Source organism: Marivita sp. (assembly GCF_017643905.1).
GTDB lineage: Bacteria > Pseudomonadota > Alphaproteobacteria > Rhodobacterales > Rhodobacteraceae > Marivita.
The window spans coordinates 14,276-36,167 of record NZ_JAEPMO010000023.1 but is presented as its reverse complement, the minus strand read 5'-3'; the positions used below and the strand labels follow the sequence as shown (position 1 = coordinate 36,167).

At 59.1% G+C, this 21,892-nt stretch carries 19 protein-coding genes; 16 read left to right on the top strand and 3 right to left on the bottom strand.

Annotated features, from left to right (window positions below; translation table 11 throughout):
- Positions 1-193: 193 nt before the first annotated feature.
- Together JJ869_RS05500 and JJ869_RS05495 are read right to left on the bottom strand one after the other, a co-directional pair.
- The gene (locus tag JJ869_RS05500) at positions 194-904 is read right to left on the bottom strand and encodes an aspartate/glutamate racemase family protein (RefSeq protein WP_292265142.1); all 711 of its coding nucleotides are present in this window, start codon (positions 902-904) and stop codon (positions 194-196) included.
- A complete protein-coding gene (locus JJ869_RS05495) occupies positions 901-1,821 on the bottom strand; it encodes a LysR substrate-binding domain-containing protein (RefSeq protein ID WP_292265140.1) in 921 nt (306 codons plus the stop codon). The genes JJ869_RS05500 and JJ869_RS05495 overlap by 4 nt, the downstream gene beginning before the upstream one ends.
- Before the next feature lie 100 nt (positions 1,822-1,921).
- Here JJ869_RS05495 and JJ869_RS05490 point away from each other — a divergent pair, with 100 nt between their 5' ends.
- The 7 genes from JJ869_RS05490 to JJ869_RS05460 all read left to right on the top strand — a co-directional run bounded on the left by JJ869_RS05490 (position 1,922) and on the right by JJ869_RS05460 (position 9,933).
- The gene (locus JJ869_RS05490; protein ID WP_292265138.1) at positions 1,922-3,055 is read left to right on the top strand and encodes an enolase C-terminal domain-like protein; all 1,134 of its coding nucleotides are present in this window, start codon (positions 1,922-1,924) and stop codon (positions 3,053-3,055) included.
- The gene (locus JJ869_RS05485; protein WP_292265136.1) at positions 3,052-4,302 is read left to right on the top strand and encodes an FAD-binding oxidoreductase; all 1,251 of its coding nucleotides are present in this window, start codon (positions 3,052-3,054) and stop codon (positions 4,300-4,302) included. The genes JJ869_RS05490 and JJ869_RS05485 overlap by 4 nt, the downstream gene beginning before the upstream one ends.
- A gap of 47 nt (positions 4,303-4,349) precedes the next feature.
- Positions 4,350-5,327: a TRAP transporter substrate-binding protein gene (locus JJ869_RS05480; protein WP_292265134.1), complete on the top strand. Its 978-nt coding sequence runs from the start codon at positions 4,350-4,352 to the stop codon at positions 5,325-5,327.
- An 85-nt stretch (positions 5,328-5,412) separates the two neighbouring features.
- On the top strand, positions 5,413-5,943 hold the full coding sequence (locus tag JJ869_RS05475) for a TRAP transporter small permease (RefSeq protein WP_292265132.1): 531 nt from the start codon (positions 5,413-5,415) through the stop codon (positions 5,941-5,943).
- Positions 5,944-5,949: 6 nt separating this feature from the next.
- Positions 5,950-7,254, top strand: coding sequence for a TRAP transporter large permease subunit (locus JJ869_RS05470; RefSeq protein WP_292265130.1), 1,305 nt, complete (start codon positions 5,950-5,952; stop codon positions 7,252-7,254).
- Positions 7,254-8,204 (top strand): hypothetical protein, encoded by a 951-nt coding sequence (locus JJ869_RS05465; protein ID WP_292265128.1) that lies wholly within the window; start codon positions 7,254-7,256, stop codon positions 8,202-8,204. Before JJ869_RS05470 ends, JJ869_RS05465 begins: the two co-directional genes overlap by 1 nt.
- Positions 8,205-8,214: 10 nt before the next feature.
- Positions 8,215-9,933 (top strand): thiamine pyrophosphate-binding protein, encoded by a 1,719-nt coding sequence (locus tag JJ869_RS05460; RefSeq protein ID WP_292265127.1) that lies wholly within the window; start codon positions 8,215-8,217, stop codon positions 9,931-9,933.
- Between the two features lie 82 nt (positions 9,934-10,015).
- On the opposite strand, the gene JJ869_RS05455 is transcribed toward JJ869_RS05460, so the two are convergent.
- Complete coding sequence (locus JJ869_RS05455) at positions 10,016-11,119, bottom strand: mandelate racemase/muconate lactonizing enzyme family protein (RefSeq protein WP_292265125.1); 1,104 nt, start codon at positions 11,117-11,119, stop codon at positions 10,016-10,018.
- 119 nt (positions 11,120-11,238) lie between these two features.
- Between JJ869_RS05455 and JJ869_RS05450 the strand changes: the two genes are divergently transcribed.
- From JJ869_RS05450 to JJ869_RS05410, 9 genes are all read left to right on the top strand, one after another.
- Complete coding sequence (locus JJ869_RS05450; RefSeq protein ID WP_292265123.1) at positions 11,239-12,741, top strand: PLP-dependent aminotransferase family protein; 1,503 nt, start codon at positions 11,239-11,241, stop codon at positions 12,739-12,741.
- Between the two features lie 109 nt (positions 12,742-12,850).
- Positions 12,851-14,158: an FAD-binding oxidoreductase gene (locus tag JJ869_RS05445; RefSeq protein ID WP_292265121.1), complete on the top strand. Its 1,308-nt coding sequence runs from the start codon at positions 12,851-12,853 to the stop codon at positions 14,156-14,158.
- 193 nt (positions 14,159-14,351) lie between these two features.
- A complete protein-coding gene (locus JJ869_RS05440) occupies positions 14,352-15,392 on the top strand; it encodes a polyamine ABC transporter substrate-binding protein (protein WP_292265119.1) in 1,041 nt (346 codons plus the stop codon).
- 79 nt (positions 15,393-15,471) lie between these two features.
- The gene (locus JJ869_RS05435) at positions 15,472-16,560 is read left to right on the top strand and encodes an ABC transporter ATP-binding protein (RefSeq protein WP_292265117.1); all 1,089 of its coding nucleotides are present in this window, start codon (positions 15,472-15,474) and stop codon (positions 16,558-16,560) included.
- A gap of 1 nt (position 16,561) precedes the next feature.
- A complete protein-coding gene (locus JJ869_RS05430) occupies positions 16,562-17,446 on the top strand; it encodes an ABC transporter permease (protein ID WP_292265144.1) in 885 nt (294 codons plus the stop codon).
- Positions 17,446-18,282, top strand: coding sequence for an ABC transporter permease (locus tag JJ869_RS05425; protein WP_292265116.1), 837 nt, complete (start codon positions 17,446-17,448; stop codon positions 18,280-18,282). Before JJ869_RS05430 ends, JJ869_RS05425 begins: the two co-directional genes overlap by 1 nt.
- Entirely contained in the window at positions 18,282-18,689 is a 408-nt protein-coding gene (locus JJ869_RS05420; RefSeq protein WP_292265114.1) for a cupin domain-containing protein, read from the top strand. The genes JJ869_RS05425 and JJ869_RS05420 overlap by 1 nt, the downstream gene beginning before the upstream one ends.
- A 65-nt stretch (positions 18,690-18,754) precedes the next feature.
- Positions 18,755-19,669: a LysR family transcriptional regulator gene (locus tag JJ869_RS05415; RefSeq protein WP_292265112.1), complete on the top strand. Its 915-nt coding sequence runs from the start codon at positions 18,755-18,757 to the stop codon at positions 19,667-19,669.
- Positions 19,670-19,790: 121 nt separating this feature from the next.
- The gene (locus tag JJ869_RS05410) at positions 19,791-21,872 is read left to right on the top strand and encodes an acetate--CoA ligase family protein (protein ID WP_292265110.1); all 2,082 of its coding nucleotides are present in this window, start codon (positions 19,791-19,793) and stop codon (positions 21,870-21,872) included.
- Positions 21,873-21,892: the final 20 nt, after the last annotated feature.

The window sequence follows — 21,892 nt, the reverse complement described above, 5'->3', positions numbered from 1 at the left end:
CTCATGCTGACCTGCGCCATCCAATACCATTCGCACGGCACGCTCGCGCACTTCTGGTGAATACTTGTTCGTTGTCTTCGTCATAATGCTCCATCCTACTCATGAGTTGAAGCCTCCGGCAAACCCGGCGCGGTTCAGACCGTCTTACACCGCTTCACTGATGCGGTTCATTGTCGTTGCCGCTTGTTGCTTTTCAGAATTTCCTTGGCGACAAGCCAGCCTGGAACCACGACACAAAATTGAGAATCGAAAAAACGGGCAATCCCGTCGCAGCGCGGATCGCGGATGCGTAGGGTCCCATGTTGGTGCATTCGAGCACCAAGGCTCCTAAATCCGGGTTGCTTGCCACGAGCCGTCGGGCGGCATCGACATTGTCTGCTTCGGCCGCGGCGACGTCCAACTCGGGTTCGTTTCCCAGAATGGCGCGGGTGAATTCGCGGCCGCCTTCCGTTGTGCCGATTGGTGTATCCAGTGGCACTCCGGCTGCGTTCAGGTGGGCTTGTGTCAGAGAACTCCCGGAGATCGTCAGAATCCCCGCCTTCTTGCCGGGGGGGAGAAGGGCATTGACCATCGCGGTCTGCATCAGAGAGGACGTCGCGACGGGCACCCCGACGGCTTTTGCGATATCCTTCTGGAAAATCGACAGAAATCCGCAATTCGTCGTGATCCCGTCGGCACCATCAGCGACCAGTTCCCGCGCGGCGGCGATGAAGTCCGGCAAAAGTCCTTCAGCATTCCTGCGCACGACCTTGTCTGGAGATGCTCCGCGCACGATCTTGTAATGGACGGGAAAGTCCCAACTTGTTGCATTCCCCATGTCCCCCGGGATGCGGGGAAACCGCGCTTCAAGCATGAGAATGCCCACGGTCGCACCGTAAATCGCCTTGCCACCTTGCGCTTTCATGCGTCTATCCTGTCCTGCGTTACGTCTATTGCGATCTTCTCCATCTCGGGAATGATCTGATCAAGAAATTCCTGCCCGACAACCGAAATCGGTCGATCGCGCCGTGTCACGATGACGATGTCGAGATGAACTGTCGGCTCCAATCGCCGGACCACGTATCCCTGTCCGTCGTCGCTCGCGAGTGTAAAGGGGTCGATCATTGCTGCCCCTAACCCCTGTTTTACGAGGTTAAGCGCATTTCGAAACAGGTCAGTGTGGCATCGCACTCTGAAATGTGCCCCGTTCGAATGAAAGGCCTCGCGCGTTCGGCGGGTGACCATGTGATCTGCACCCATGATGATGAACGGGTAGTCGTCCAATGCGGACGGTGTCACGGTTGCATCCTCGGCCAGACCAGCGCCTTCCGGAATGGCGCAGAGGGTTTCAAAGGTGAATCGACGCTCTTCAAGACCTTCGTGCAGGATGGGGCGTTCGCAGATCCCGATCTCATACAGACCTGCGGCGACCCATTCCTGTATCTTGCCGGAATACTGAGACTGAACGGCAAGGGTCAGGTTCGGTCGTTTCTCGCAGAACACAGCGATTTCTGCTGGGATAAAGCCGAATGCCAAGGCATGGTTGGTTGCAACCTGTAGCTGGCCCGCGGTGCGATTTTGCAGGTCCGCCACCGCTTGGTTCACATGGTCGAGCCCCCGCACAATCGTATCAATCTCTTCAAACAACACCGCCGCTTCGGGCGTCGGGACAAGTCGGCCCCTTCTGCGTTCGAAAAGCTTGAACTTGGTGCGCCGTTCCAGTTGCGACAGCAGGTTGCTGATGGCGGGCTGTGACACTCCGAGGTGTTCAGCGGCTGCCGTTACGGTGCCGCGCTCCATGATGGCGTGGAAGGCTTGGAATTGGCGAAACGGTGTAGACATGTACCCTATGTATCAAGAAAAATTATGAAGTCGCAAAATCTTTGTATTTGAAATGATGTAATCCTCAAGGCACGCTCATTGGAATGGGGGACTTCCGCGGATGAGCGACACAGACCAGAACATCACCGGCTTTGACCTGTGGTACCTTTCGCTGCCCGTTGTTTCGGCCCGAGATCATGGCATTGGGCGGGTCGATGGCGCGTGTGAAGTCGTCGTTCTGCGACTGACCTCGGAAGGCGGTGAAACCGGTTGGGGAGAGGCGTCTCCTTGGGTGGTGTTCACGGGGTCCCCTGAAGCGACCTATGCCGCTTTGGATCGGTATATCCGGCCATTGGTCTTGGGTCGAAAAGTTGGGGATCGTGAAAAGATCATGCTCGACGCCGACCGGGCGGTGGCGCATTGCACCGAGGCAAAAGCAGCGCTTGATACGGCTCTTCTGGATCTTGCCGGGCACATTTCCAAACAACCAATTCACCAGCTACTCGGTGGGAAGTGTCGCGATGCGATCCCGCTCTCGGTCTCCCTGGCCAACCCGGACTTTTCGCAGGACCGCGCTTTGCTGGATCGTTTGCGCGAGGATGACGTTCGCATCGTCAAGCTCAAGACGGGTTTCCGGGATCACGCTTTTGACGTGATGCGCCTTGAGACGCTGGCGCAGGACTATCCCGAATTCGCAGTGCGCGTGGACTATAATCAGGGCTTAGATCCCGAGGAGGCCTTGGCGCGTGTCCGCGATGTGGCGACGTTCCGGCCGGATTTCATCGAACAGCCAGTGCGCGCGCCGCTTTACGACCTCATGGCGCAAATCCGCGAGGCCATCGACGTACCTCTCTTGGCGGACGAAAGCGTTTTTGGTCCAGAAGACATGTCACGCGCCCTGCGCGAAGGCATTTGCGATGGGGTGTCGATCAAGCTGATGAAATCGGGAGGTTTTGCGCGCGCGCAATCTGTCGCCACGATGGCGGCCAGACATGGTTTGGGCGCTTATGGCGGCGACATGTTCGAAGCAGGGATTGCACACCTTGCCGGTACGCACCTGATCGCGGCCACTCAGGCCATCGACCTCGGATGCGAGTTCTATCAGGCCCGCTACTATCTGGCGGAGGATATTCTAGAGACGCCGTTTCCCTGCGATGGTGGTCACGTGCAAGTGCCGGATGTGCCGGGGCTTGGCATCCAGCCGGATCTCGACAAGCTCAACCACTACTGCATCAGCCAGGGACGCGCGGCATGAGCGAGGCCAAAACCATCGCCATCATCGGTGCCGGCATCGTTGGCGTGTCGACCGCCATTTGGCTCCAGCGTGACGGTCACAAGGTTATTCTGATCGACCGCGACGGTCCTGCAGCGGGCGCCAGCCACGGCAATGGCGGTGTGCTTGCCAGTTGTTCCATCATTCCAGTCGCGGTTCCGGGCCTCTTGCGCAAGGCTCCAGGCATGCTGTTCAGTGCCGATCAGCCACTGTTCATGAAATGGGGGTATTTGCCCAAGCTGATGCCTTGGCTGGTGTCGTTCCTGAAGACAACCAACCAAACCGCGGTGCGGCGGCGCGCAGCGGCTTTGGCCCCTATCATCGGTGACAGCCTTGCGGACCACCAAGCACTTGCCGCTGGCACCGGGGCCGAAAAGTGGATCGTGCCCAGTGACTATCTGTTTCTTTACCGCGATCGCGCGCATTACGAGGGCGACGCCCTTGGTTGGTCCGTGCGCAAGGAACACGGGTTTGCTTGGGATATCCTCGAAGGCGATGCGTTTCGCGCATATGATCCGATCTTCGCTCATAACATCGGCCTTGCGGCGCGGGTGGGCGATCATGGTCGCATTCGTGATCCGGGCGCCTATGTCAAAGCACTTGCCGCTCATGCGGAGGCGCAGGGTGCGAGATTCATCCGCGCCGAGGTGACCGATTTCGCGCAGGAAAATGGCCAAGTCACTGGCGTGCGTGCGGGTGGCGAAACAATCGCCTGCGATGCTGTCGCGCTGTGTACCGGAGCTTGGTCAAAACAGCTTGCTTCCAAGCTTGGGCTGAATGCACCCTTGGAAAGCGAACGGGGATACCATCTGGAGCTTTGGGAGCCATCTGTGATGCCCCGTGCGCCGGTCATGGTGGCATCGGGGAAATTCGTTGCTACCCCGATGGAAGGCCGTTTGCGCCTTGCCGGAGTCGTTGAATTCGGAGGGTTGGACGCACCACCGTCGCGTGCCCCGTTCAACTTGTTGGAACGCAACATCCGGGCCGCCATTCCGGGGATCACCTGGAAGAAAACTGTCGAATGGATGGGCCACCGCCCGTCCATGGCAGATTCGATTCCGGTGATTGGCGAGGTTCCGAAGCTTGCCGGTGCCTACGTTGCGTTCGGGCACGATCACGTCGGACTGACTGGCGGCCCCCGAACTGGAAGAATCGTGGCTCAACTCATGTCCAAGACCAAGCCAAACATTGACCTGAGCCCCTATTCTCCCGCACGCTTCTCTGCGTGACGGGATCAAATCAAGAAAACCGAACCAAACCACAGGGAGACTAAAAAATGAAAATGCTAATGAACTTAACCGCAGGTGTCGCGCTGGCGACCACCGTGGCCGCTCCGGTCATGGCCGAGACGTGGGATATGCCGATGGCCTATGCCGCTTCGAACTTCCACTCGGAAGTCGGCGCGAATTTTGCCAAGTGCGTCACCGATGGAACCGGCGGCAATCTTGAGATTGTAACCCACCCATCGGGTTCGCTGTTCCCGGGCAACGAAATCAAGCGCGCCGTCCAGACCGGTCAGGCCAATATCGGCGAACGCCTTCTGTCGGCCCACGAGAATGAGAACCCGCTCTACGGCGTGGACTCCATCCCATTCCTCGTGTCGTCTTTTGACGAGCACGAAAAGCTTTGGGAAATCGCAGGGCCAGCCGTTGCTGAAGTCCTGGCCGAAGATAACCTGCACTACCTCTATTCGGTGCCGTGGCCGCCGCAGGGTCTGTACTTCCGTAACCCGGTCAATTCGGTCGCGGATATGAACGGGGTCAAATTCCGGTCCTATTCAACCGCAACCGCGCGGTTGGCCGAACTCACAGGCATGATCCCGGTTCAGATCGAAGCTGCCGAAATCAGCCAGGCTTTCGCAACCGGCGTGGCGGATTCGATGATCTCTTCGGGTGCCACGGGCTACGACCGCAAGGTGTGGGAACATCTCAACCATTTCTACATCGTGGATGCATGGCTGCCGCGCAACGCAGTCTTTGTGAACATGGACGCGTGGAATGATCTGGATGACGCAAACAAGGCCGTCATGAACGATTGCGCGGCCGCTGCAAAGGCAGAAGGGCTTCAGCGCTCGAAGGATTACACCGACTTTACCCTGAATGGTCTTCGTGAGGGCGGCATGACCGTCGAGGCCGCAAGTGACACCCTTGTGGGCGAGCTTCAGGCCATCGGTGCGACGATGACCGACGAATGGCTTGCTGTTGCCGGCGATGCCGGAAAAGCCATCGTGGATGCCTATAAGGCCGGAAACTGAAGATAGCTGAACGGGCCGGGATGATCGTCTAAATCAAGACGTCGCCCCGGCCCATTTCAAATCATTCACAGACAGGACCGGGAAAATGGCGGCAGTGCGCGCGCTCAGACGTATTCTTGACTTTCTCTATCTGGCAGGTGGGATCATCGCTGCGTTTTTCCTCGTTGGCATTCTGGCCATCATTGTCTTGCAGATGCTGGCGCGTTGGTCAGGTGTCACTTTTCCCGGAGCAACCGATTATGCCGGGTACTGCATGGCGGCCGCATCGTTCTTCGCTTTTGCCTATGCTCTGAACCATGGCGCGCACATTCGGGTATCCCTTGTTCTGAGCGCTTTGGGGCCAAAGCGACGCTGGGGCGAGACGTTTTGCTTTGGCATGGGAACGCTGATCGCGACCTATTTTGCCTGGTACGCCGTCAAAGGCACGTATGTGTCATGGCGCTGGAATGAGATCAGCCAAGGGCTGGATAAGACCCCGATCTGGGTTCCCCAGATCTCGATGTCCGTTGGCGCCATTCTGTTGGCCATCGCTTTCTGGGACCATCTGGTTCAACTGCTCTTCAAAGGCGAACACGGGATCAAATCCGATCTGATTGAACAGAGCCACGCGGAGTAACGCATCATGGAACAGCTTGCCCCGATTGCCATCTTCCTCTTCGTTCTGTTCTTCCTGCTCGGTTCCGGTGTCTGGGTCGGGCTTGCACTTATGGGCGTCGCCTTTGTCGGGATGGAGTTGTTTACATCCCGTCCACCCGGCGATGCCATGATCACCCGCGTCTGGGGCGCGTCGTCGTCGTGGACGCTGACCGCGCTGCCTTTGTTTATCTGGATGGGCGAGATCCTGTACCGAACGCGATTGTCCGAGGACATGTTCCGTGGACTGTCGCCCTGGCTTGCGCGATTGCCAGGTGGGCTGGTGCACACCAACATCGTGGGGTGTACGGTCTTTGCGGCTGTGTCTGGCTCGTCCGCCGCGACGCTGACCACAGTCGGCAAGATGTCGATCCCGGAACTGCGCAAACGCAACTATCCCGAAAACATGGTGATCGGCACGCTGGCTGGTGCCGCAACGCTGGGTTTGATGATCCCCCCGTCACTGACTCTGATCGTCTATGGCGTCACGATCAATGAATCGATCACCAAACTGTTTATGGCGGGCATTTTGCCGGGCTTGGTGCTGGCCTCGATGTTCATGGCGTATGTGGCCGTGATGTCTTTCGTGTCCAAAGACTTCAATCCGATCCCCGAAGAACCCATGAGCTTTGTCGAGAAAGTCAAGAACTCGCGCTTTCTGATCCCCGTCATCTGTCTGATCCTTGTGGTGATCGGCTCGATGTATCTGGGCTTTGCCACGGCGACCGAGGCCGCGGCCTTTGGTGTCATTGGATCGATGGTGCTGGCGGCTACGCAAGGCTCGCTGACTTGGAGCACCTTCACCGAAAGCCTGATGGGTGCGGTCCGCACATCTGCCATGATCGCGCTCATCCTTGCGGGTGCAGCGTTCCTGTCTCTTTCGATGGGATTCACCGGCTTGCCGCGCGGATTGGCGGACCTGATCGCCTCGCTTGAGCTCAGCCGTTTCGAATTGCTGATGGCGCTGCTGGTGTTCTACATCATCCTCGGCATGTTCCTTGATGGCATCTCCTCGGTGGTTCTGACCATGGCTGTGGTCGAGCCGATGATCCGGGATGCCGGCATCGACATCATCTGGTTCGGCATCTTCATCGTGGTGGTTGTCGAGATGGCACAGATCACGCCGCCCATCGGGTTCAACCTGTTCGTGCTTCAGGGAATGACGACCCACGAGATGAACTTCATCGCCAAGGCGGCGATCCCGATGTTCCTCATCATGGTGGTTATGGTCTTTGTCCTGATCGCCTTCCCCGAACTGGCGACGTGGCTGCCTGATAACATCCGACAAAGATAGTGAGCCCGCTCGCCTTCGCTGCCCGGCACGGACGCTGGAGCCTTGTCGCCGGTTTGGCGGCGGGGCTTGCCTTGCCCGGGGTCGCACAGACGATGCGGCCCTGGCTGCCGGAACTGGTCAGTGGATTGCTGTTCGTGGCCGCATTGCGCATCGGGCCGCGCGCCACGCTTGGCAGCTTCAAGGCAGTGGGTCACACGCTACGTACGGTGATCGGATACCAATTGTTTGCACCGCTTTTGGCGTTAGGTGTCCTGACAGCTATGGGGATGGCCTCAACGCCGTGGGGCATGGCCCTTGTTCTGGTCTTGGCGGCACCGTCTGTCACGGGAAGCGCCAACTTCACAATCCTCATGGGGCAGGACCCGTCAGTCGCCATGCGGATCATGCTGGTCGGGACAGCGCTGTTCCCCCTCACCGCTTTGGCGGTTTTGACACTGTCTCCAATTGTAGAGTCCCCAGTGCAGGCTCTGCTTGGCACGGTCCGATTGATCGGCGTGGTGTTTGGTGCCGTCGGAACGGCCTTTGCTCTGCGCTGGTTCCTCTGGCGCGATATGAGTGAGACCGGTCGTACCGCGCTTGATGGTGGGTCGGCCATTTTGCTGGCTGTCGTCGTCATCGGCCTGATGAGCGCTGCCGGTCCTGCGTTGCTTTCGTCACCGCTGCATTTCGCGTCCTGGCTGGCTTTCGCCTTTGTCATCAATTTCGGGCTACAACTTCTGGCGCATCGCTTTGTCCCGGTCGAAGACGAAACGCGTGATCGCACGGGTACAAGCATCATCGCTGGGAACCGCAATATCGCGCTGTTCCTTGTCGCCCTGCCGCCCGAGGTGATGGACCGGGTTCTGCTGTTCATTGGCTGTTACCAATTCCCGATGTACCTGACGCCCATTTTGCTTGGCAAAGCACTTCGCCCCCGCGACCCTGTGGGTGCGGACAATCTCAAACAGTGAAGGAAAGCGCATGACACGGATGAACGGCGCGCAAGTCATTCTCAGGATGCTGAAGCTGCACGAGGTCGGGTGTGTGTTCGGATTGCCGGGCGAAACAACCATCGGCTGGTACAAGGAGTGGCAAAACTCGTCACCGATCAAATTCGTTCTGACGCGTGATGAACGCACCGCGTCCTTCGCGGCCGAGGCTTTTGCCAAGGTCACGGGCCGGCCCGCCGTTCTTGAAGCGCCCAGTCCCGGCGTCACCCATTGCGCGCCCGGCATTGCCGAAGCGTATTTGTCGTCGGTTCCGGTGATCTTCTTCAGCTCGGATATTCCAGTGAATCAGGACAAGAAGCACGGCCTGACGGGCCTTGACCAGACGGCGCTGTATTCGAGCATCTGCAAGGAATCCTTCTACCTCACGCGCGTGGAAGATATCCCCTTCCTCCTGCGCCGGGCGTTTCGGGTCGCAACCTCGGGACGCCCTGCACCGGTGCATGTTCGGGTGCCGATCAATGTCTTCCACGAAGAGGCCGAGATCACCGATCTTTATGCAGAGCCGGAGTATCGGCACTACCCGGCCCACCGCCCTGTCGCGGATCATGCGAAGATCAGACAGGCAATGGCCTTGCTCCTTGCTGCCGAAAAGCCGTTGATCGTGTGTGGTCAGGGCGCGCTCATTTCCGGGGCTGGTGCTGCGGTGCTCGAACTCGCCGAGCTGTTGCAAATCCCCGTCGCAACCACAACGCCCGGCAAAGGCACGGTCCCCGAGACCCACCCACTGTCGCTGCGTGTGATCGGTGCGCGGGGTGGTATGGGGTATGCCAACGACTATGCCGGTGCCGCCGATACCATCTTTCTCATTGGGTCAAACACGGATTCCAGTTCCACCAATCACTGGACGCTGTACGGAGCGCCACAGTCCAAGACGTTCATCCAACTCGACATCGCCGAAGCCCATATGGGAAACAACTTCCCGCTTGCCGTTGGACTCGTCGGCGATGCGCGGGCAACGCTGGAATACCTGCTGGAGCTGCTTCGCCTTGGGCATCCTGATCTTGATCGCCCAAGCGTGGATTTGACCGAACTGAAGCAATCGGCGCTGGATGCGGTGTTCAACGCCAATATCCCCATGCCGAAAGGCACTTTGTCGCCGGTCCGGCTGGCTCAATCACTGGATCGGCTGTTGCCCGATGATGGGATCGTCACGGCCGAACCGGGTGTTGCCGCGATCTATCCATCTGCGCTCATGTCGGTGCGCAAAGCCGGGCGACGCTATCTGACGAACTACTCCATGGGGGCGCTTGGCTATTCCGTGCCTGCAGCCATCGGCGCGGCCTATGCCAGCGACGGTCCAGTGATTTGTCTGACAGGCGATGGGTCTTTGGCCTTTGTTCTGGGTGACTTCGAAACCATCCGGCGCAGCGGCAAAAACATCACCGTGATCCTGATGCGCAATGACAGCTATGGATGGATCCGGGGCGAAGCCATCCTTCTGGACGACGTCGATGCACCGTGGACCACCGATTTCGGCGCTGTCGATTATGTAAAGGTTGCCGAAGGATTTGGCTTCTCGGCAACCCGCGTGACGTCGGAAGAACAGATCGAACCGGCGCTTGCGGCCGCTCTTGCACATCCCGGCGCGAATTTCATCGAAATGATGGTGCCGACGCAGGACAAGATCGTCCCGTTTGTGCCAAATTGGGTGAATGCCGCACGTAACAAGGGCCTGTCGTATTTCCGATAGGCCGATCGTCAGACGCAGAAGAACAAGCGGAAGGAGCGCCCGCTTCAGATCTGCATGCGATCTGGTGTCGGCACGCGGATGTTCACCCCGGCTCTGACACCCGGTAGTCGGACTTCGCCAACCATTCGGGCGAGACCTCGACGCCCCAACCGGGGGCATCGGTGACCGTGGCGCAACCGTCTTCGATCCGGTACGGATCGGACGTAAAAAGACCATCCTGCCAAGGATAGTAATCCAGCCCTTCGATCGAAAACTCCAGATACTTTCCGGCGTTCGGGATCGCGCGCAGCAGGTGCATGGTGAACAGCGTCACCATCGTAAGGTTTGCCGCGTGCGGAGTGATCGGAAGTCCTGCGGCTTCTGCCATGCGGGCCACGCGCAACGTGCGTGACAGACCGCCGAGATAGCAGATGTCGGGTTGCAGCACATCGACGACGCGGTCCGCGATCATCGTCTGCCACCGTTCCATCATGCAGTCCTGTTCGCCGCCGGTTACATCGATCTCGAGCGCGTCGGTCACTTCCTTTGTCTGGGAAAACTCCCAGTAGGGGCAAGGCTCTTCGTAATGCGAGATTCCATGGTCCTGCAGCATGCGCCCGACTTCGATGGCGCGGGCTGGCGAATAGCAGGAATTGGCATCGACAAGCAGCGCAACGCTATCCCCCATGGCCTTCCGCATCGTGGGGACGATCTCTTCGGTTCTTCCGGGCCATTCGTCCTGATCGTGCCCGACCTCTGCTCCGATGCGGAACTTGAAGGCGTCGAAACCTTGGGTGTCACGCAATCTCAGCAGCCGTTCCGCTTCGTCCTTCGGTGTGATGTCGCGTTTCATTGACGACCCATAGGCCCGCACCTTACCCGGAGTGCCTCCGATTAGGGCGCAGACCGGTTTGCCTTCGCGTTTTCCGCGCATGTCCCAGAGCGCCGTGTCGACACCCCCCATCGCCCGCCGCAGATAGGATCCGGGAAACTTGTGTTCACGGTCGCGCACCGTTTCAAGCATGGCGTCGATATCGCCGCACTCCATGCCCAAGGCATATGGCGCGACCTGCCGGTGCACGACCTGCGCCGTTATGTCGGCATAGTATGGCGCGACCTGACCCCAGCCTTGCGCGCCGTCTTCGGCGGTCGCACGCACGAAACAGACATATTGGTTGGAAAAGGTTTCAAGCTTGACGAGTTTCATTGACCACCACTGGCTACGACCGTCCGGGCTGGGCGGTTCTGTGAAAAAGCTGGCGAAAAATCGGGATGCCAGATATATCCATTTAGGCTTTTTCTTCATACCAATTGTCGGGGCCGACCTTGAAACATGCCGCCGGAGCGCTGTTGTCCTCGATCCGGCTTGACCGTTCGCTCAGGCGCAGCGTCAGTGTTCAGCTTTATATGGCCTTGCGTGACAAGATCCTGTCGGGCGCGCTGGGTGCCGGTGATCGGTTGCCGGCGACCCGTGTGCTGGCCCGCGAAATCGGAGTATCGCGCACCACTGTAATCGACGCGATCGACCGACTTGTGTCGGAAGGTATGCTTGTCTCTCGCATAGGTGCAGGGACATTCGTCAGCGATACGCTTGAGAACCAGAACCTTGTCGCTGCTCCGCGTCAGGCCTCCGGGTCTGCGGGGCGACAGCCAAGGTTGTCCTACGTGATCAGCGAAGCGCAGACCGGTTTTGCCCATCGGTCGTGGTTGCCGCACAAACCGCGGGCGTTCACCACGGCGTTGCCTGCGCTGGACGCGTTTCCGATGGCGCATTGGGCGCGTCTGTCGGCCCGGCACCTGCGGGGCGCTCGCAGCGATGTCATGGGCTATGGGCAACCAAAAGGACTGGCGGCGCTTCGCCGCGCGATTGCAACCCATCTTGGTGCGCTCAAGGGAATCCGGTGCCATCCCGAGCAGGTGTTCGTCACCTCGGGGGCACAGCATGCGTTTTCCTTGATTGGGCGGCTTTTCCTGAATCCCGGCGACAGGGTCTGGATGGAAAACCCTGGGGCGTCGGGCGCGCGCAACGCGCTTTTGTCCGAGGGTGCGGAAATGGTGCCTGTCGCTGTTGACGAGGAGGGACTGGTTGTCGCCGATGGCTTGGCCAAGGCACCGCATTTCCGACTGGCCTTCGTCACCCCGTCGCATCAACAGCCACTTGGGCACGTGATGTCCTTGCCGCGCAGGTTGGAACTGTTGCAGGCAGCGGAAAAGGCACAGGCCCTTATCATCGAAGACGACTATGATGGCGAGTTTTACTTTGGCAACGCTCCGGGTCCGGCGCTCCACAGCATAGATGCCAATGGCCGCGTGTTATATGTCGGCACGTTTTCGAAATCGCTGTTCCCATCGCTGCGATTGGGCTTTGTCTTGGTGCCCGACCGCATGGTAGACAACTTCGACAAGATGTTTGACACATGGGCCAGCGGGCCGTCTACAATGACCCAAGCGGTGGTCGCCGAATTCATGGACGAGGGCCATTTCGCGACTCATATCCGTTTGATGCGACAGCTCTACAAGGCACGTCACGAAGCCCTGCAAGATGCCTCACGAACCCTGCCCGACAGCATTCGCCTGCAAAAGACGACCAGCGGGTTTCATACGCCCGCTTTCCTTGAGGCTGGTTTCAGCGAAACCGATATCGTGCAGCAGGCCAGACAGGCGGGTGTTACCCTTGCGCCCTTGGGGCGGTATTGCCTGTCCCCGAACCCCCAATCCGGGGTGGTCTTTGGCTTTGGCTGCGCCACGCCCGAGGACATCGCATGGGGCATCGGTGTTTTGCGCGATCTGCCCGCGCTTCGCGCTGACCAGACGCGAAGATTGGTCTGATTGTTTTATCATATTGGATATGAGTTGCGTGCCAATAGTCGCCTAGCCTTCGGATCAAGCCAGCGGGCGGAAATGTCTTGCCCGAGCTATGGGAACCGGGTTCGATTCAATGCAACTGACCGAGATCAGACAAAGTCCCTATTGGCATGACCAAATCGGTGCGCCGCCCCCGTTGGCAGCAGACCTGCCTGCCAAGGTAGATGTTCTGATCGTCGGGTCAGGGTATACTGGGCTGAGCGCTGCTTTAGTCACTGCGCGCGCCGGGCGGTCTACCTTGGTTGTGGATGCCGAAGATCCGGGCTTCGGATGCAGCACCCGCAATGGCGGGCAGATCAGCACAAGCGTGAAGCCCTCACTGGAAAAGCTGACCGAGAAATTCGGTGCCGGGCGTGCGCAGGGGATCCGCGCAGAAGGTTCCAACGCGCTGAAATGGATCGGTGACTTCGTTGCGGCCGAAGGGCTGGACTGCGATTTTCGCCGTGTCGGACGGTTTCATGCAGCACATACGCCGCAGCATTACGAAACGCTTGTCCGCGACGCTGAAAAGATGCGTAGGCAGGAAGGGATCGAAAGCTTCGCCGTGCCCCGCAGCGAACAGCGTGCCCAATTGGGAACAGACACCTATTTCGGCGGAGTCGTGTTTTCGGCACATTGTTCGCTTCATCCGGGCAAGTTTCACCGCGAACTGCTGCGTCTTGCGCTTGATGCAGGGGCTTTGGTTGTTGGTCATTGCCGCGTGACGCATATTGCCCGACAGGGATCAGGCTTTCGCGTCGAGACCGCAAAGGGGTCCGTCGAGGCACGCGATGTGATCGTCGCGACCAATGGCTATACCACCGCGCTGACGCCGTGGTTGCAGCGCCGCGTGATCCCCATTGGCAGCTACATCATCGCAACCGAGGAATTGCCGGAAAGCACGATCGACACCCTGTTTCCGGGTGATCGCATCGCCAGCGATACCTGCAAGGTTGTCTACTATTATCGCGCATCTCCGGACCGCAGGCGCGTCCTGTTCGGTGGCAGAGTGTCGGCATCCGAGACCACTGCACTGGCCGGAGCGACCCGGATCAGGCAGGATATGTGCCGTATCTTTCCCGAACTCGAAGGCGTGGCCCTGTCTCATGCCTGGAGCGGCACCGTCGCCTACAGTTTCGACGAACTGGCGCATACGGGCGTGTATGACGGCGTACATTACGCGATGGGCTATTGCGGGTCCGGGGTGTCGATGGCGCCCTATCTGGGGATGCGGGCGGGACAGAAGGTTCTCGGCCTGGCCGAGGGCGTTACGGCCTTTGATGGCCTGCCGTTCCCGACACGTCCGCTTTATCGCGGCAAGCCATGGTTCTTGCCTGCCGCCGTGTCCTGGTACCGGTGGAACGATCAACGACAATTTGAAAGGGCACTGCGCATGGGATGACACGCCGGGCAGGGCCATGATCCGGTCTTTCCCCCGGTATTAACGGATCGAAACCAAGGTTTAGGATTCGAAATTTCATTTGTTCCGAACGTGCCAGCACAATCGAGACAAGTGGAGGACGAAACGGATCTGTGCCCACCGGCCACGCGCCGGGCTGGCACGACCGTCAAAACAATCCAAAGGGAGGAAACCAATGAAAACCAGAACACTTCTGACGATCTCGGCCGCCGTTATGGCCACAAGTGCCTTTGCACAAGACAAGAGCGTTACAATCGCATCCTGGGGCGGCTCTTATCAGGAAGCACAGAGCAAGGCGCTTTTCGAACCTGCCGCTGCCAACACCGGGATCGAGGTCAAACAGGAAACCTACGGCGGCATGTCCGATGTTCGACTTCAGGTGTCGTCGGGGCAGGTGACGCTTGATATCGTGGCGAGCGGATCGGGGTCCGCGGCGCGTGCCGCCGCAGAGGGTCTGCTTGAAAAACTGGATTACAGCGTGATCGACGTGTCTACGTTCTATCCGGGCCTCTACACTGATTATTGTGTGGGCGGTGATGTGTTCTCGACTGTCTACGCCTGGAACACCAACACGTATGGCGACGCGGGCCCGCAGAGCTGGGCGGATTTCTGGGACGTTGAGAAGTTTCCGGGAAGCCGTGCCTATCGCGGCGGGGTCGCCGGTGCTTTGGAACCGGCGCTCATGGCTGATGGTGTGGCGCCAGAGGATGTCTATTCCGTGCTGGACAGCGAAGAAGGCATTGAGCGCGCCATCGACAAGATCCGTGAGTTGAAGCCGAATATCTCGGTGTTCTGGACCTCGGGTGCGCAGCACGCCCAGTTGATGAAGGACGGTGAGGTCGACATGACCACCGGTTGGAACGGCCGCTTTGATAATGCCGCCAAGGACGGCGCCATGGTCAAGTACAGCTTCAATCAGGCGCTGTTGGATTACGACTGCTTTGCTGTTCCCAAAGGCGCGCCCAACCGGGACACGGCGATGGCATTCCTGAACGAAATCTCCAAGCCCGAGTATCAGGACGACTTGCCGAAATACATCACCTACGGCCCGACAAACAAGGCCGCCTATGACACGGGTGAAATCACTGCAGAAGTCGCAATGGGCCTGCCGTCTTCGCCGGATAACGCGGCCATGCAGCTGCCGGTGTCGCTGGACTGGTACGCCAAATGGGAAACCATCGCGGCCGAGATGTATCAGGAAATGATGACCGAGTGATCCTGTCGCTCTGGCAAATCGCAACTGCGGGCGCTCTGGCGCCCGCATGTTTCTCAAGTAAAGAAGACGAGGGTTCGACTTGACCGACAGAACGTCCGAAGCGCTGCCGATCTCGGTCAGGAACATCACCAAGACCTATGGTCGCGTACACGCGCTCGACGATGTGTCGCTTGAGGTGCGCAGCGGAGAGTTCCTCACGCTGCTTGGTCCGTCCGGGTCAGGCAAGACAACACTCTTGATGGTGCTCGCGGGATTCACGCGGCCCGATTGCGGAAGCCTGAAATTCGGTGACCGCGAAGTGATCCGTACCCCCCCGCATCTGCGCGATGTCGGCATGACCTTTCAAAGCTATGCCCTGTTTCCCCACATGACCGTGGCGGGCAACGTGGGTTACCCTCTGCGGTTGCGCAAGGTGCCCAAAACGGAGATCGGCAGACGGGTAGAGGCGGCGCTGGAAACGGTACAGTTGGGTGGGTTCGGAGATCGCCGCATCGACCAACTATCTGGCGGGCAGCGTCAGCGCGTTGCTGTCGCCCGCGCCATTGTCTTTGAACCCCGAATCCTACTGATGGACGAACCGCTGTCCGCGCTCGACAAGAAGTTGCGCGACCAGATGCAGATCGAATTGCGCCACCTGCACGAAAAGCTGGGGATGACCACGGTTTACGTCACGCATGACCAACGCGAGGCGTTGACCATGTCGGACCGCATCGCCGTGGTGAACCACGGTCGGATCATGCAACTTGCGACCCCGCGCGACCTTTATGAGCGCCCCGCCAACCGGTTTGTTGCCGATTTCATCGGCGAATCCACCTTTCTGCCGGTATCCCGCAGCGGCAAGGACGTGCTTTACGACGGGCAGCGGTTGCTCTGTGAGGTTCCCCAGATTGAAACCGACAATCTCTTGTTGATGGTCCGTCCCGAACGGGTGGTTCTGTCACGGGAAGGTCCGCGCGATGGCGTCAACAACTTCGCCGCAACTGCAACCGAGGTCGTCTATCAAGGCGATAGTTTCCTGCTTCATGCAGATTTGCCCGGCGGCGGGCAGATGGTGCTGCGCGGTGCAATGCGCGGAGCAAATGTGACCGCGCTGCCGGCTGTTGGAGAGTCGTTGACGTTGTGTCTGGCTCCTGAGGATACGGTCCTGATTGACGGAAGCGAGCGCTAGGATGGTGGCCGCGCGGATCAATGAAACAGGATTGCGGCGCGATGAACGGCTGGAGCAGCTGAAGCTTTTCGGCCTTGGCTTACCGGCGATGTTGCTGATCCTTGTCATTCTCGTCATTCCGGTGGGGTGGCTTTTCTATGTGTCCTTCATTGGGGCCGACGGAACGTTTTCGCTGGAAAACTACGAACGGATGCTGAAGCGAAAATCCTACGCCCGGATTTTTCAAACGACCTTCGAGATCAGTTTCCTCACCACCGGCCTTTGCATCCTGATTGGCTATCCGTTGGCCTATTTCATTTCTGGTTTGCCGACCCGGATCGCCAATCTTTGCCTGATCACTGTGCTCTTGCCGTTCTGGACCTCGCTTCTTGTGCGCACCTACGCATGGCTCGTGCTTTTGCAAAAGCGCGGGCTGGTGAATGACTGGGGCATTTCTCTGGGACTGTGGGACGAACCGATAAAGATGGTTCACAACATGACCGGTACGTTGATCGGTATGGTCCATATCATGCTGCCATTCCTGATCCTGCCGGTCTACGGCGCGATGCGGGCCATCGACCGGGACCTGATGAAGGCGGCTGCCAATCTTGGCGCCAGTCCAAAGCGCGCGTTCTGGACGGTACTCTTTCCGCTGACCCTTCCGGGGCTGTTTGCCGGATCCTTGATGGTGTTCATCCTGTGCCTCGGGTTCTTCGTGACACCTGCGGTTTTGGGTGGTGGCAAGGTGATCATGGTCTCTATGCAGATCGTCTCGAACATCGAACTCTTTGTGAACTGGGGGGCCGCCAGCGCTTTGGGCGTCGTGTTGTTGGTTTCGACAATGGTGATCCTCTGGATTGCCTCGCGTTTCCTGAACCTCGAGAAGATGACCGGAGGAGGGCACTGATGTTCCGTTGGTTCAATGCACCGGCCACCGAAACGCAGGTCACGCATGGGCAGCGCCTGTGGCTCTATGTTTTTGCGGTCATCACAATGGTGTTGCTGGTCACGCCGACCCTGATTGTCGTGCCCATGTCCTTCTCCGACAGCCAATACCTCGAGTTTCCACCGGAAACCTGGTCGACGCGCTGGTATGATCATTATTTCGGATCACCTGAATGGATGCAGGCGACGCGCACGTCGTTCAAGGCAGCTTTCCTGACAATGCTGGTCGCAACGCCCATCGGTGTGTTGGCGGCGTATGGGCTACATTGTTCGAAAGTCCGCTTCATCCGGGCAGCATTTGTGCTGATGATCACGCCGATGATGGTGCCTGTTGTGCTGGTCGCGATTGGCGCGTTCTACGCCTATGTGCAGCTCAAGATTCTCTACACCATGACCGGCCTTGTGCTGGCGCATACGGTTCTCGCGTTGCCGCTCGTCGTGATCGTCACGGGATCAGCGCTCAAGAGCTATGACATGAGCCAGGAAGAGGCGGCCCGTAGCCTTGGCGCACCGCGTTGGAAGGCGTTTCTGACCGTGACGTTGCCGCAGATCCGGTTTGCCGTGGTGACCAGCGCGCTTTTGGCATTCCTCACCTCGTTCGATGAAGTGGTGGTGGCGATGTTCGTGTCAGGTGGCGACAATCCGACGCTGACCCGCAACATGTTCAACGCGCTGCGCGATCAGATCGACCCGACCATTGCCTCGATCTCGACCATCATGATCCTCGTCACGACGGGCATGATGGTTTTGGCGCAGCTGTTCGGGCAGCAGAAAGAACCGTCGAAACCGAAAGACTGATGCGCCTTGAAGGCGCGCTGGCACTCATTGAAAGCTCCGCCATGATCAACCTCGAATCCTTTGCCGGTCTAGCATCGGTTCCCTTGGGCGATTTTGCCCCCAAGCCGACGACCCTCACCGACGGGCAGACCGAAGCGTCCTCCGTGCTGTGGAGTTCGCCGGACGGCCTGACCAAGATCGGCGTCTGGGAATGCACGCCGGGGCGGTTCACCGCGGATCGCACCACTACCGGTGAATACTGCCATATCCTGTCCGGCCGGGCCACGGTCACCAATTCCGACGGCAGCCGCAGCCGTGACATCGGACCGGGAGATCTGTTGGTTCTGCCACAGGGCTGGACCGGCGAATGGGTGATCCATGATCATATGCGCAAGCTGTTCGTGATCAGCGCTTCGGTGAACGGTTGACCGAGACCGTGTAACAAAACGATAATTTGAGTAGCAGATTTCTGACCTTTTCTTATAGTTGGGTCATGCATCTCAAGCTGCGCCACCTCGAAGTCTTTCACGCCGTCATGGAAGAGGGCTCGGTTTCCAAGGCCGCGGATCGGCTGCATCTCACGCAACCGGCCATCAGCATCGCGCTGTCGCGTCTTGAAGACATGCTGGGTTTTCCGCTGTTCCACCGCTCCAAGGGGCATTTCGCGCCGCGGCCCGAGGCGTATCTACTTCACATGGATGCCGAGCTGTCGATCCTTGCCGTCGAACAGTTTTCCAACCGGGCACGCCTCATCAAGCAGGGTGGTACGGGCCTGCTTCGGATCGGTGCCATCGGCGCAGCGGCGTTCGGTCTTTTGCCAGAGCTTGTGGCGCGATATACTAGGGATAACCCACTGGTCGAAATTGATCTTCGCGTCCGAAGCTCGCATCAGATCTCTTACTTGGTAAGCAACGGACAATGCGACATCGGTCTTGTCGAAGCCCCCGTCGCTGCGCCAACGCTCGAGGTGGAACAGTTCTCGTTACCATGCGTCTGCATTTTTCCATCTGGCTCTGCCCTTGAGCAGAAAGATCGCATTACGCCTGCGGACCTTACCGATCATCGTTTGGTTGGTATTCAGGACAGCAACCAGGTGGACCGGCAAGTGCGCGCGATCTGCGCGGAGGCCGGGTTCGAAGTGCGTGCGCCGGTCCATGGGTTCTTTTTCGCGGTCGTTCGCAGAATGGTGGCCGAAGGGGCCGGGATTGCCATCGTTGACGCGCTGAACGGGTGCATGCCGCTGCAAGACGGCGTCAGCTGGCGTCCTTTTGAACCCGAGATCCGATATGACACAGCCCTAGTTGTGAAGGCAGGCGCAGAGCTGTCGCTTCCGTCGCAGGCTTTTATCCAGATCATCCGCGACGAGATGAAAGCAAGGGCCACCTTGCCGGATGTGGTCCCGGTATAAGCCGAATAAATCGCTCCTTACAAAATCGGAATTTCAACTGTTCGCGTCTTGCGACCAATATCCCTTCTGATCCATTCAGAAAGGGTGCGGCGTGCAGGACCAGAGTTTTCCGAGATCGTCCATGGACGCGCTGTTGGCACCGAAAAGCATTGCGCTTGTCGGTGTTTCGGACCGCCCGGACTCTTACGGGCACGCTCTGGATCGCATGGTCAGTGAAGGCGGTTTTGCAGGTCGGATCACGCGGGTCAATCCACGGCTGGCCAAAGGGTCAGACGGCCGCATTTCAGAAAGTCTCGGTGATTGCCCCAGCGCACCCGAGCATGTTGTCCTGTCAGTGGCGACCGCGCGTGTGGAGGCAGCTGTGGACGAGGCGCTTTCAGTCGGTCCGCGGGCCCTTACGATCTTTTCGGAATGCCCGGACGTGGCCATGCGTCACCGCATCGGCGACAGGGTTCGAGCGGCCGGGGCGGCCTTGTGTGGGCCGAACAGCATGGGGTTCCACAACATCACCCTGGGCCTTAGGGTGACACCCTTTCCCGTTCCACTCGATCTCAAACCCGGAGGGATCGGACTGATCGCGCAATCCGGCTCGATCCTTGGGGCGCTGATGAACAACGACAGACGGTTGCGGTTTTCGCAGGCGGTCAGCACCGGGTCGGAAACCGTCACCACCGCAGCCGACTATCTGCATTGGATGGTCACCCAGCCTGAAACCCGATGCGTCGGCCTCTTTCTGGAAACCGTGCGCGATCCCGAAAGATTTGTCGCAGCTATGGAGGCGGCGGCGGCTCGCGACATTCCTATCGTCATCTTGAAGATCGGCCGCTCCGCGCTGGGCGCGCGGATGGCCATTTCGCACACCGGCGCGTTGGTCGGCAATGACGATGTGTTCCGCAGCCTTGTCGAACGGCTGGGCGGGCACATGGCCTCCTCGGTCGATGAAATGGCCGCGATGCTTGTTCTGTTTGCGCAAGGCAGACGGGCCCCCGCACCGGGCATCGCATCCATTCACGATTCCGGCGGTGAGCGTGAATTGATGGCTGACATGGCCGAGGATCACGGCCTGTCCTATGCCACGTTATCCGCAGAGACCAAGGCGTCGATCCAATCGGTCCTTGAGCCGGGTATCGTGGCAGACAATCCGCTTGACGCATGGGGTACAGGCCAGGACGCACAGTCCACATACACCCGCGCCATCACAGCGATGATGGGAGACAAAGCTGTCGGAACGGGTCTCTACGTGCTGAACTGGCGCGGAAGCTATTACCTGCACGAGATGCACGCACGAGCCCTTGCTGACGCCATAGATGAAACCGAAAAACCCCTTGCCGCCGTATCGAACTTTTCCCGAAGCGACGACGCTGGTCTTGCCGACCGACTTGCAGATTTGGGGATACCCCTGATCAGCGGCATGCAGAACGCGCTGTCTGCCGTGCGCGCACTGCACAACCGTCGTCCGGTACAACCCTTTCGACTGGCCGAACCGTCGAACCCGCGCGCGCAGCATTGGAGCGACGCCCTTCGAGGTCGGGACTGGATCGGAGAGGCGGCAGGGTACGCGCTTTTCTCCGACTACGGCATCCAATGTGCTTCACACGTGTTGGCAGCGTCCAAAGCAGAGGCTGTTGAGGCCGCTCGCCGGATCGGGGGGAGCGTCGTTCTCAAAACCGCGCAGCCGGGGCTTTCGCACAAGTCAGATGTAGGCGGCGTCAAGGCTGGCCTTAAAGACCTGCAAGCTGTCGCTGACCAGTATGATGATCTGTCTGCCCGGTTTACCGGTGAGGTTCTGGTTGCCGAAATGGTCGCGCCGGGCGTCGAGTGGTCGTTGGGGGCAATCAATGACCCCGATTTCGGCCCAGCAATACGAATCGCGCCGGGGGGCATCTTTGTCGACTTGCTTGATGAACAAGCCCTCCTGATGGCGCCGTTTTCAGAAGCGGACGCCACGGCGGCAATCGCCAGATTGCGGGCGGCCAAATTGCTGTCCGGATATCGGGGACGCCCTGTGCTGGCCACGGAGAAACTGGCGCAGTCCGCAGCTGCGCTGTCCCGGCTCGCATGGGACATGCGCTATGTCCTTGCGGAAATAGAGATCAATCCGATCATCGTGAACGCGGAAAACGCTGTTGCCGTGGACGCCGTTGTCCGCGCCCGTTCTTGCTTACCAATAAGCGAAGAGCCTGCCGGGTGCGGCAGGCTCTGAGATTTTCGCCGCTATCAGGG

Excerpts from the sequence above, each read along its gene's own strand:
- JJ869_RS05445 (WP_292265121.1), top strand. The coding sequence starts at position 12,851 with ATGCAACTGACCGAGATCAGACAAAGTCCCTATTGGCATGACCAAATC.
- JJ869_RS05460 (WP_292265127.1), top strand. The coding sequence starts at position 8,215 with ATGACACGGATGAACGGCGCGCAAGTCATTCTCAGGATGCTGAAGCTG.
- JJ869_RS05440 (WP_292265119.1), top strand. The coding sequence starts at position 14,352 with ATGAAAACCAGAACACTTCTGACGATCTCGGCCGCCGTTATGGCCACA.
- JJ869_RS05480 (WP_292265134.1), top strand. The coding sequence starts at position 4,350 with ATGAAAATGCTAATGAACTTAACCGCAGGTGTCGCGCTGGCGACCACC.
- JJ869_RS05425 (WP_292265116.1), top strand. The coding sequence starts at position 17,446 with ATGTTCCGTTGGTTCAATGCACCGGCCACCGAAACGCAGGTCACGCAT.
- JJ869_RS05430 (WP_292265144.1), top strand. The coding sequence starts at position 16,562 with ATGGTGGCCGCGCGGATCAATGAAACAGGATTGCGGCGCGATGAACGG.
- JJ869_RS05455 (WP_292265125.1), bottom strand. The coding sequence starts at position 11,119 with ATGAAACTCGTCAAGCTTGAAACCTTTTCCAACCAATATGTCTGTTTC.
- JJ869_RS05420 (WP_292265114.1), top strand. The coding sequence starts at position 18,282 with ATGCGCCTTGAAGGCGCGCTGGCACTCATTGAAAGCTCCGCCATGATC.
- JJ869_RS05415 (WP_292265112.1), top strand. The coding sequence starts at position 18,755 with ATGCATCTCAAGCTGCGCCACCTCGAAGTCTTTCACGCCGTCATGGAA.
- JJ869_RS05475 (WP_292265132.1), top strand. The coding sequence starts at position 5,413 with ATGGCGGCAGTGCGCGCGCTCAGACGTATTCTTGACTTTCTCTATCTG.
- JJ869_RS05410 (WP_292265110.1), top strand. The coding sequence starts at position 19,791 with ATGGACGCGCTGTTGGCACCGAAAAGCATTGCGCTTGTCGGTGTTTCG.
- JJ869_RS05500 (WP_292265142.1), bottom strand. The coding sequence starts at position 904 with ATGAAAGCGCAAGGTGGCAAGGCGATTTACGGTGCGACCGTGGGCATT.
- JJ869_RS05490 (WP_292265138.1), top strand. The coding sequence starts at position 1,922 with ATGAGCGACACAGACCAGAACATCACCGGCTTTGACCTGTGGTACCTT.
- JJ869_RS05495 (WP_292265140.1), bottom strand. The coding sequence starts at position 1,821 with ATGTCTACACCGTTTCGCCAATTCCAAGCCTTCCACGCCATCATGGAG.
- JJ869_RS05470 (WP_292265130.1), top strand. The coding sequence starts at position 5,950 with ATGGAACAGCTTGCCCCGATTGCCATCTTCCTCTTCGTTCTGTTCTTC.
- JJ869_RS05485 (WP_292265136.1), top strand. The coding sequence starts at position 3,052 with ATGAGCGAGGCCAAAACCATCGCCATCATCGGTGCCGGCATCGTTGGC.